8 protein-coding genes are annotated in these 10757 nt (G+C 47.3%); 5 read left to right on the top strand and 3 right to left on the bottom strand.

Annotated elements, in window-relative coordinates:
* The 4 genes from mfd to B2X00_RS11800 form a co-directional block, all read left to right on the top strand.
* A partial coding sequence (mfd, locus tag B2X00_RS11815) for a transcription-repair coupling factor (protein WP_290487835.1) occupies positions 1–2111 on the top strand: 2111 nt, incomplete at its 5' end.
* 16 nt (positions 2112–2127) lie between these two features.
* The gene (locus tag B2X00_RS11810; protein ID WP_071462548.1) at positions 2128–3234 is read left to right on the top strand and encodes a CsiV family protein; all 1107 of its coding nucleotides are present in this window, start codon (positions 2128–2130) and stop codon (positions 3232–3234) included.
* A 28-nt stretch (positions 3235–3262) separates the two neighbouring features.
* Positions 3263–3748, top strand: a complete 486-nt coding sequence (locus B2X00_RS11805; protein ID WP_071462547.1) for a MarR family winged helix-turn-helix transcriptional regulator — start codon at positions 3263–3265, stop codon at positions 3746–3748.
* Positions 3745–5478: an ExeM/NucH family extracellular endonuclease gene (locus B2X00_RS11800; RefSeq protein ID WP_290487834.1), complete on the top strand. Its 1734-nt coding sequence runs from the start codon at positions 3745–3747 to the stop codon at positions 5476–5478. Before B2X00_RS11805 ends, B2X00_RS11800 begins: the two co-directional genes overlap by 4 nt.
* Here the strand turns inward: B2X00_RS11800 and B2X00_RS11795 are convergent.
* Entirely contained in the window at positions 5475–6467 is a 993-nt protein-coding gene (locus B2X00_RS11795) for a hypothetical protein (protein WP_290487833.1), read from the bottom strand. The two genes, B2X00_RS11800 and B2X00_RS11795, sit on opposite strands and share 4 nt — an antisense overlap.
* Before the next feature lie 47 nt (positions 6468–6514).
* Here B2X00_RS11795 and msrB point away from each other — a divergent pair, with 47 nt between their 5' ends.
* Positions 6515–7648 (top strand): peptide-methionine (R)-S-oxide reductase MsrB, encoded by a 1134-nt coding sequence (gene msrB / locus B2X00_RS11790; protein WP_290487832.1) that lies wholly within the window; start codon positions 6515–6517, stop codon positions 7646–7648.
* 4 nt (positions 7649–7652) lie between these two features.
* Here the strand turns inward: msrB and asnB are convergent, their stop codons facing one another.
* Positions 7653–9668, bottom strand: coding sequence for an asparagine synthase (glutamine-hydrolyzing) (gene asnB / locus B2X00_RS11785; protein WP_290487831.1), 2016 nt, complete (start codon positions 9666–9668; stop codon positions 7653–7655).
* 17 nt (positions 9669–9685) lie between these two features.
* Entirely contained in the window at positions 9686–10753 is a 1068-nt protein-coding gene (locus B2X00_RS11780; protein ID WP_290487830.1) for an aspartate/ornithine carbamoyltransferase family protein, read from the bottom strand.
* Between the last annotated feature and the right edge of the window lie 4 nt (positions 10754–10757).

The raw sequence follows: 10757 nt of genomic DNA, 5'->3' as shown, positions 1-10757 counted from the left end.
CTGAAACGGAGTTAATGGGCAACCGCGTCTCGCAACGTCGTCGCCGTGAACAAAAACCAACGCAAAGCTCCGATGCACTCATTCGAAACCTAGCCGAGTTAAAGACAGGACAACCTGTTGTTCACATCGATCACGGTGTGGGACGCTATCAAGGGCTCACGACACTTGACGCGGGCAACGTTACCACTGAATTTGTTACTATCGAGTATGCTCAGCAATCAAAGCTCTATGTGCCGGTGGCAAGTTTAGACGTGCTGAGTCGTTACAGTGGCGGCGAAGAAAATCATGCTCCGTTACATAAACTCGGCAATGATAGCTGGGAGAAGGCTAAAAAACGGGCGGCGGAAAAAATACGGGACGTTGCTGCTGAATTATTGGATGTTTATGCCAAACGCGCTTCTAACGAAGGTTATGGGTTTACAATAGACCAAGATGATTATCATCGCTTTGCTGAAGGGTTTCCATTTGAAGAAACTACTGACCAGCTCAATGCTATTAATGCCGTCGTACAGGATATGGCAGCAACTCAACCTATGGATCGCTTAGTTTGCGGCGACGTCGGATTTGGTAAAACAGAAGTTGCGATGCGCGCCGCGTTTATTGCCGTCAACGACAACCGTCAGGTCATGGTATTAGTGCCTACAACGTTGTTAGCGCAGCAACATTACGAGAACTTTAAAGATCGCTTTGCCGACTGGCCAGTGCGCATTGAGGTACTATCGCGCTTCAAAACTGCAAAACAGTCGAAACAAATTCTTGCGGACACCGAAGAAGGCAAGGTTGATATACTCATCGGTACCCACAAACTGTTGCAAGGTGATATTAAACCTAAAGCCTTAGGCTTATTAATTGTAGATGAAGAACACCGCTTCGGCGTAAGGCAAAAAGAGGCAATCAAACGCCTGCGTGCCAATGTGGACATCTTAACGCTCACGGCCACTCCGATACCGCGTACACTGAACATGGCAATGAACAATATCCGTGATTTGTCGATCATCGCAACACCACCGGCTCGACGCCTCGCTGTTAAGACCTTTGTGCGTGAACATGACAATGCCACCATTCGAGAGGCCATCTTACGAGAAACCTTACGCGGTGGACAGGTTTACTTCCTGCACAACAATGTCGACACCATTGAGAAAACAGCCCGCGACATCGAAACGCTGGTGCCAGAAGCAAGTGTGACCGTCGCACATGGCCAGATGCGCGAGCGTGACCTTGAACGTATTATGAGTGACTTCTATCACCAACGCTTTAATGTCTTGGTTTGTACTACAATTATCGAAACGGGTATTGATGTACCTAGCGCCAATACGATTATCATTGATCGCGCTGACCATCTTGGCCTGGCTCAGTTACATCAGTTGCGAGGACGCGTTGGACGATCTCATCACCAAGCCTACGCTTATCTTCTCACGCCACATCCAAAGCGGATGACCAAAGATGCGCTAAAACGCTTAGAAGCGATTTCACAGCTAGAGGATTTAGGCGCTGGCTTTATGTTGGCGACCCATGATCTTGAAATTCGCGGTGCAGGAGAGCTGCTTGGCGACGATCAAAGTGGTCAAATTGAAAGCATTGGTTTCACCCTATATACCGATATGCTCGAGCAAGCGGTTGAGTCGCTCAAAGATGGCAAAGAGCCGACACTCGAAGGCCTCACGCGCAGTCGTGCAGAAATTGACTTGCGTATACCCGCACTACTACCAGACGACTATATAGCTGACATCAATACGCGCTTAAACATTTATAAGCGCATCGCAAGCTGCAACAATGACGAACAACTTGAAGATATTCAGGTCGAGTTAATTGATCGGTTTGGTCTGTTGCCGGATGCCAGTAAAAATCTGGTGGCTCAAACACGTATTCGCAATCACGCCGAAGCGTTAGGAATACGTAAAATCGATATGGGCAACCAAGGCGGTACGATAGAGTTTAATGAAACACCCAAGGTCAAGCCTGAAACGATTATTGGTCTTATTCAAAAATGTCCTCAAAATTACCGCTTAGAGGGGCCGACGAAACTCAAAGTCACTCAATCGATTGAGGATACTCAAAGTCGCTTAAAACTGATACAGTCACTTTTAGAAGAGCTCGCCAGTGATACATAAATTTGGGGAAAACAACATGAAGTTTAAGGGGTTAGTTGTTGGTTTGCTGACAACCTGTAGCTTATTGGGGTTGCCCAAGGCACAAGCGAAACAGGATCCCGAATATTGGCGTTGGTTTGAAGTTGAAGTTTTATTGTTTAAGCATACAGTCGACCAAGATATAAGCGAGCGCTTTCCACTTAAGGTAGAACCCATAAAAACGGGGTCTGCCACCGACCTTATCGCCACGGTAGTCAATCGGGATTATCACAACTTGCGTGCTAATCTGGCACTATGTGAATTACCTGAAAATGACTGGCAGTGGCGTGAGTTGCCCTGTCGTTATAACGACGAAAGCCTTTCGATAAAAATCAACGGAAGCCCATTTAATCGGCCGAGTAAGCTATCTCAGCTTGATCGCTTACCTGTACACTTTGCCGGTAAAACCAAAGATCTCAATACTGCTCGCAACCCCTTCTTAGTGGCTAAAGATCACTGGGTACTTAATGAGACGGAACAAACCTTAGAGCAGCGAGGACTTGCTGAGCCACTCCTACACTTAGCTTGGCAGCAACCTGTGTTTGGACGGGACGACAACTACAAATTTCGTCTCTATGGCGGGAAGAACTTTGCCGAGCGTTATCAATTCAATGGATTCATGAAGCCTGACGATGGAGTAAAGTACGCGCCTAGCGACCCAGGTGTCGACAACGATCCGCTCGCGCGCCGTATGCAAAATATTGATGAGCTTTTCACTATATTAAATCAAGGGGACCATCGATTCGGTGTAAACAAAGGCGGACAATCTCTAGCCCCACTGCAGCCAGAAACCACCGACACGCCCGTCTGGGAACTTGATGGCACCTTGCATGTATTCTTAGTTGGCAATTATTTACATATCAAAGGTGACTTCAATCTGCGTGAAGAAGCGCTTGTCGCTCCACCTAGTGGAAGTTTGACTGATCAAGCCTCAGAAATGCTCACATCCAAGCAGGCTCAAGTCGATGGCGAGCGATTTTTACGTAGCTATCGATTTGACCAGTTACGTCGAGTAATCAGTCATGAAACACACTACTTTGATCATCCAAAATTAGGTATGATTGTGCAAATTCGTCGCACAGATTTATCCGCGCGACGTTACTAAAGCATCGAATTAACAGGCAGGAGCGACAATGGAAAAGTATGAAGAACTTTTACTTGCGTTACGTAAAGTCATTCGCGCCATTGATCTTCACTCCAAACAACTTAATAAATACTCTGGATTAACAGCTCCACAACTCCTGATACTTCGAGAGATTGTGGCTCGTGATGGCATTACCGCCAGTGAAGTTGCTCAAAACATCACTTTAAGCCCAGCCACCGTGTCAAATGTCATCGAACGCATGGAACACCGTGGTTTAATCTATCGTAGACGTAGTAACACCGATAAACGGCGTGTTCTGATGTACATCACCGAACAAGGCCAGTCTTTACTGGCCCAAGCGCCTCAGCCTCTACAAGAAGACTTTATCGAAAAATTTCAAGGTCTTGATGAATGGGAGCAATCGCTACTGCTGTCATCTATGCAACGCATTGCCACGATGATGGATGCCGAGCGGCTCGATGCAGCTCCAGTCTTAGAGGTAGGAAGTTATCATAAAATGGACAAGCACTCATGAAGAAACTCTTAATTGCTACCGCACTGTTGCTTAGTACAGGAACCGCTTTCGCACAACAATGCGGTGAAGAGCAAGCGAGTATTACACCGATTTCAGTGATTCAAGGCCACGCTTGGCAATCTCCTTTGCTTGATCAGGAGGTGACCACCGCAGGAACGGTGACGGCAAACTGGACAGCCGACAATGAACTGGCTGGTTTTTTCCTACAAAGCAATGAACCCGATGATGATCCCCTCAGTTCCGAAGGTATCTTCGTGAGTGTCGCAAATGAACAAACATTTACGGAAGGTGACCTTGTGGTTGTTACAGGGCGTGTTGCTGAAGTCAACGAACAGACTCGTTTAGTTGACGTCAGTGCTATGCAATCATGTCCGCAAGCGCGTCCTATGCCCGCGCCCGTCACTGTTCGACTGCCTTTCAAAAGCAATGAGCAGCGCGAACAGTATGAAAATATGCGGGTCACTTTAGTAGCATCTGATGGTCATGACTTAACGATTTCCGGTCATTATCAACTGCCACGACATGGATATTTTGACGTTTCCAGTGGCCGCCTATTTACCCCCTCCCAAATTGTTGAGCCTGGTAAATCGGCGCGTGAACAAATGCAACGTAACCAGTTAAACCGAGTGCAAGTCGATGATAACAGTGACATTGAGCCGTCGACTCTACCGTTCAGTGCATTAACCAGCAAGGCACAAAACTCCGTACGCAGTGGCACGACACTGGAACCTATCGTCGGTATACTAACGGAGTTTCGCGGCAGAGCGCGTATCCAACCTACTGAGGCTATTGTAGCTAAACACATTGATGAACCCGAGTCACCTAACGAAAAAGGTGACCACTTACGCATTTCCAGTTTTAATGTGCTTAACCTCTTCAATGGCAATGGCGAACAGAACGGCTTCCCAACCGAACGCGGGGCTCAAAGCTTCGACGCCTACCAGCGCCAGCAAACTAAAATCTTATCGGCACTGGTCGAAATTGACGCTGACGTATTTGGTTTAATGGAAGTTGAAAACGACGGCTACGGCCCTGACAGTGCGATTGTTCAGTTAGTCAACGAGCTCAATAGCGAGCAAAGCAGTCACTATGTAATCGCTGAGCCTCGAGCCCAACGTCTCGGTGATGACCAAATAGCCGTTGGATTAATTTATAATCGAAACAGAGTGAAGCCCTTAGGGCACGCGCACACGTTAACAGAAGGGCCATTCCGTTCTGGTAGCCGCCCTCCTCTCGCCCAAGTATTCGAAGATAAACAAACAAGCAAACAATTCACTGTAGTGGTCAATCACTTTAAATCTAAAGGTGGCTGTCCAGAGCAAGGCGCCAATGCCAATCAACGTGATGGGCAGTACTGTTGGAATCAACAGCGGGTAGACTCTGCTAAAGCGCTTACTGAATGGATTGCACAAAATGATTTTCCAGCGCCGGTATTGCTTGGCGATTTTAACGCCTACTTTAAAGAGGACCCAATACGTTATATCGAGTCGCAGGGCTTTACTAATGTATCGGAGGCTGAAGACTACTCTTATGTCTTCGATAGCCAGGCGGGCGCTCTCGACCACGTATTTGTTGATAAAACGCTTGCTGAATCGATAACAAATGTTCAGCATATTCACTACAACAGTGATGAGCCCACAGTGTTCAGTTATGAGGACACCGACTATTTTGAACCAGGACCCTATCGCTCATCGGATCACGATCCTGTCATCATCGACGTTGAATTTTAGCCTCGTTTGTTACCAAACCTGAGCTCAAATTCGACGCCAACCATCCAATGGCCTCGCCGCGTTTCAAAGCGCTCTTCGCGAGGCCAATGATGACCGACCCACGTTTCCATTAAGAGCCAAGATTTATAAATCTTACGTCTATCAAGTACGCGGATACCGTAGTCAGTGACTGTAACCGGTGCTTCATTTTCGCCCTCAGACCAAATTTCGGTAGCATATGCGTGATCAACATCCGTCAAAAAGTAAACGATGGCTGAGGAGCTCCAACGTACCCCCTGAGTTTCTTGCGCAAATGTTCCCAAAGCAGACCATTTAGCAACAACGTCGGTAGTCAACTGTGTTTCCGTATCGACCCGTTGCGCGACGCCATAACCATCACTATCACGCCAAAATACCGATGACTCCCAACGCATCAAGCTGGCATCAGACAGGATACTATCCACGCGGTAGCGTGCGCGAGCATATGTATCAAATCGAATACCGCCGCGGATTCCAATACTGTAGGTTAAACGGTGGGCTTCATTAACTTGGCGGCTAAACCCCAAACCAACAAGCCATTCATCATCTGTAGTGGGTGAATTAATGACGGAGGGTCGCCCAACATCTTGTTGATCGAGAAACTCGCCCTCATCGACTTGCCCTAAAAAAGCAGAAAAGTCTTTCTTAGCATGAGGAAGCTTGAACTGTGCACGAAAACGCGAATCGACTTCAAATTTATGGTAACCCGACCATTGCGGAGCTACCGTCAAACGTCCATAAGTTTCGTGCTCATCGCTACTCATTCCGCGGTCGGCAAAAAAACCATCTATCCAACGAGCGCTCGATTCGACTGTCGTCTCTAATCCTTTACGAAAGCCCTCAAGCCAACCGTCTGAGGAACCGTCTTGAGCATGTGGCTGAGCATCTTCCGACGTTGTCTGCGCGTAAACAGGAGTAGCAACTATCCATAACACGAGCAGAAAAATTCCATTCACATAAATCTTTTTCATCCCGACTGACCTATATTGTTATTAGATGCGGTAATGCAGGAGGCTTTATGTCCAAATATATTTTTACCATGCTCGCTTTATTTTTCACTCACCTGAGCATGGCACAAAATGAAATCAACGAAAAGCAATCTCACGAGCAAATAGCAACTTTTGCGGGAGGGTGTTTTTGGTGTGTCGAAGAGGCGTTTGAGCAAATGAACGGTGTTCGCGAGGTAATCTCTGGCTATAGCGGTGGGGTCGAGGCTAATCCCAGCTATGAGCAGGTTTCAGCGGGACAAACAGGTCACACTGAGAGCGTACAGGTCTATTACGACCCTAACATTGTCTCCTACGCCGCGTTAACACAAAAATTTTGGCGTATCATTGACCCGACTGACACTAAAGGTCAATTCGTCGACCGTGGTCAGCAATATCGTCCAGAAATTTTTTACCACAGCGAGCAACAACGCCAAATTGCTCAACAAACGAAAAAGTATCTAGCCGAGAACGGTCCATTTAAAGAGCCTATCGTCGTGCCAATAACACGGTTCAAGTCCTTCTATCCCGCCGAGGACTATCATCAAAATTATTATGATAAAAATCCTATTCGCTATAAGGTCTATACCTTTAACTCTGGACGCTATGATTTCATCGAGAAGTACTGGGGCGATACCTCAGATATTGATTATCAACAGTACACCAACCAAAACCCCAATGGGGTGAACCAGTCGGCTGCAGCGCAAGCACGCTGGAGAAGTTACACCAAACCCAGTGATGACGTCTTGCAGCAAAAGTTAACAGACATTCAGTATGAGGTGACACAGGAAGATGGTACTGAAGAGCCATTCAACAACGCTTACTGGGATAACAAGCGGCCCGGCATCTACGTTGATATTCTAAGTGGTGAGCCTCTATTTTCATCTACAGATAAATATAAATCGGGCACCGGTTGGCCGAGTTTTACCCAGCCGATCACATCCGATGCGGTGGTGGAAAAAGAGGATAACAGCTGGTTTTACACGCGCACAGAAATCCGTAGCCGCTATGGTAATAATCACATCGGTCACGTGTTTAGCGATGGTCCCGAGCCAACGGGTTTACGCTATTGTATGAACTCCGCAGCGTTAGAGTTTATTCCTCTCGATGAAATGCAGGAGCGAGGTTACGGCGAATACATTACCTATGTATCCGCCGAACAATAACCCCTTAGGCTGTCCAACCGAGTTCTTGAGCGCGTTGCTTCGCTTGCTCAGGCACATCGGTTGCGACAAAGTGATGGTGTAGCACCTGTACACCCAACATGTGGTTGATCACCGCATCGAGCTGTACCTGCTCTTCCGGCGTCACATCACGTGAGCTGTGGCGCGCGAATACTGCTTCGACCTCGTTAAAGTCGAGTAACCCCGCATCATTTACCGCTTGCTCGCTCAAAAATTCTTCCGCCAACCGCTCGACGGCCTTCCACTTTTCTGGATCGGTATGCGCAGGCGGTGCCATAAAGGCAAACTTTTCACGTTTATAGAGCGTCTCAGGCAACAGCCCTTTCATCGCTTCACGCAAAACGTATTTCTCTTTATTGCCTTTAATACGTAAATGCGGCGGTACTGTGAAAGCATATTCTGCTAAGTGGTGATCAAGGAACGCCGGTCGTGCTTCCATCGAATTCGCCATGTCCACGCGGTCGCCGCCCCAAGTTAGGATTTGCCCCTCCAACATGGTTTTAATCCACACGTACTGCGCGCGATCAAGAGGGTGTCGCCCGGTGAGATAAGTTTCATCTAGCGTATCTGCAATTGCTTGACCGGGGTCATAACTTTCTAATTGCTTCTGTAGATCCTTATTAATAAGTGGTTTAGCTACGCTACTGCAGGAGAGCCACGGCTGCACACAGCTCGGCGTAAAACCCACTTTTTTATTCAAGGCGTCGCTGCTAAATTCCTCTCGCGCCAACATTGCTCCTTTAAATAGCTGGTTGTTTTTCTCCAGCAACTTTTGCCACTCGAGTCGCTCAATTTCAGGTAAATGATCGAGGCCATGTAAAAACATATCCTTGCGAAACGCTGGGTAGCCAGCAAATAGCTCATCCGAGCCCTCACCCGTCATAACAACTTTGTAACCCGCTTCATGAACTTCCTGACTCATCAGGTACTTCGCAACACCCAGTGTGTTGTAGATGGTTCGTTCAGTGTGCCAGAGCGTTTTTACAAAATGGTCGTACAGATCGTTCGCCTTAAGAGCCATAATATGATGGTCAGCATCTGTCGCCTCGGCCATTTCGCGCGCAATCGGTGTTTCGTCATAGTCATCCGAGTCAAATCCGATAGTAAAGGCTTTCACTGAAGTTTGCGTCGATGCCGATGCCAATCCTAAAATCGAGCACGAATCGATGCCTCCGGAGAGATAACAACCGACCGGTACATCGGCGGTCATTCGATGCTGTACCGCATCTAACAGCTTCTCACGCACGCCCTCGACATATTCTGTCTCATCGACCTCATCCCCCGGATAGTCGTGCTCGTCAGGAAAGTCGACGTCCCAATACTTCAATGTATCAATATTAAGCTTGCCATTAGTACGCTTAATTTTAACCACTTGCCCTGGCTGCACTTGATGAACACCCTCAAATGCTGTTGAGCCGGGTACCATCACTTGAATCAGTTGGTGGTATAAGCCCTCAGCCGAAAACGCTCGCTTGACTTGTGGGTGAGCAAATAACACTTTCAATTCCGACCCAAAAACAACACCCTCATCCGTCTCCGTCCAATAAAGGGGCTTAATGCCAAAACGGTCTCGCACTAAATAAAGTGTATCGTCCTCTTTATCATACAAACCAAATGCAAACTCGCCCCGCAGTTCCTTTAATGTGGCCTCGAGGCCATACCGCTCAAACAGATGCAGTACGATTTCTGAATCACTTTTGGTGCGAAAGCGCGCTCCACGTGCCGTCAAATCGGCTCGAATACGTTTAAAGTCATAAAACTCACCGTTATGAGTTAACATCAGTCGCTCATCAGCAGACAGAAAGGGTTGCTTAGCACGTTCTTCATTTAAGTCAATAATCGACAATCGAGCATGGCTAAAGCCAACCCCTTGTTTCTGCTGAATATGATAACCATACCCATCAGGTCCTCGATGATGCATTATCGCAGCCATATTGACCAAGGTCTGAGCGTCGATAGAATCATTGACGCGGTGATTGAATACTCCAGCAATTCCGCACATCTTCGTTTTTCCTTGTGTTATACGACATCGATAACGCGCTCGGCGCGTTGAACCATACACGTGAGTAACGCCATCCTCAAAAACACCGCGCCCCGAGCTTGACTGAAATACCAATTATGCGGTGTATGATCGAGATCCGTTGCTAGCTCAGGTCCACGTGCCAAGGGATGCAAAATAATGGCATCTTTTTTAAGCGGCGACTGAGCATCAAGACTGAATGATTTTCCATACGTGTTAAAGGTCTCCCCCTCCCACGATATGGCATTAATGTAGACCACATCGATATCTGGCAACGTTGCATTCAAATCAGTCGACGTCCGCACATGAATACCTGCTTGCTCTATCTGCTCTCGTTGTTGTTCAGCAAATAGGTGCTCTGATACAGAGTCATCATGAATAATGACCAGCTCTTTAATCGCATCTGGAAATTTAAGTAAACTTTTTATCAGGCTCCTGACAGTTCGCATTCTGTTCGGGACACCAATAATACCGACACTGACCGCGTGTTGTTTCGCATCGGCTGTCGTTAGTTCTGGTTTCCATTTAAACAGAGCATAAAGATCAGCTAGCGCCTGCGTTGGATGCTCATCACATCCATTACCTGCATTAATGATCGGTATTCTCAACGAATCGATCATTTCTTCTAGCGAGGACTCGTTGTTATCTCGGAGCACCACACAGTCGCCGTAATTATTAAACATTTCAGCAACATCGGCGAGGCATTCTCCCTTCGCAATCCCCGTTGTAGAGCGATCAGTGATCGACATAATATCGCCGCCTAAACGGTGCCAGGCACTCTCAAATGAAAGTCGCGTGCGCGTACTCGGCTCATAAAAAGCAGAAATTAAAATTTTGCCCTGCAACGACGTGCTGAAACGCCGTGGATTGGCCTCGTACTTTGCTGCGAGTCGAAACAACTGCAACATACCATTTTGTGTAAACTGATCGGACGAAACGATGTGTTGATTAGCCAGCTTCAACAGGTAGTCACCATCCTCTTGAATCGCTCTCAACAACGCTTTGGGATGAGCATCTCCGCATACATCAGGTCTGTCCCGCTCAAAGGAAACATCCTTTATATTCATACAG

The sequence above is a fragment of the Idiomarina sp. UBA3162 genome, assembly GCF_002364475.1.
Lineage (GTDB): Bacteria > Pseudomonadota > Gammaproteobacteria > Enterobacterales > Alteromonadaceae > Idiomarina.
This window is presented reverse-complemented; position numbering and strand designations above follow the sequence as displayed.

Coding starts and splice junctions, on each gene's coding strand:
- B2X00_RS11805 (WP_071462547.1), top strand. CDS start 3,263: ATGGAAAAGTATGAAGAACTTTTACTTGCGTTACGTAAAGTCATTCGC.
- B2X00_RS11780 (WP_290487830.1), bottom strand. CDS start 10,753: ATGAATATAAAGGATGTTTCCTTTGAGCGGGACAGACCTGATGTATGC.
- msrB (WP_290487832.1), top strand. CDS start 6,515: ATGTCCAAATATATTTTTACCATGCTCGCTTTATTTTTCACTCACCTG.
- B2X00_RS11810 (WP_071462548.1), top strand. CDS start 2,128: ATGAAGTTTAAGGGGTTAGTTGTTGGTTTGCTGACAACCTGTAGCTTA.
- B2X00_RS11800 (WP_290487834.1), top strand. CDS start 3,745: ATGAAGAAACTCTTAATTGCTACCGCACTGTTGCTTAGTACAGGAACC.
- asnB (WP_290487831.1), bottom strand. CDS start 9,668: ATGTGCGGAATTGCTGGAGTATTCAATCACCGCGTCAATGATTCTATC.
- B2X00_RS11795 (WP_290487833.1), bottom strand. CDS start 6,467: ATGAAAAAGATTTATGTGAATGGAATTTTTCTGCTCGTGTTATGGATA.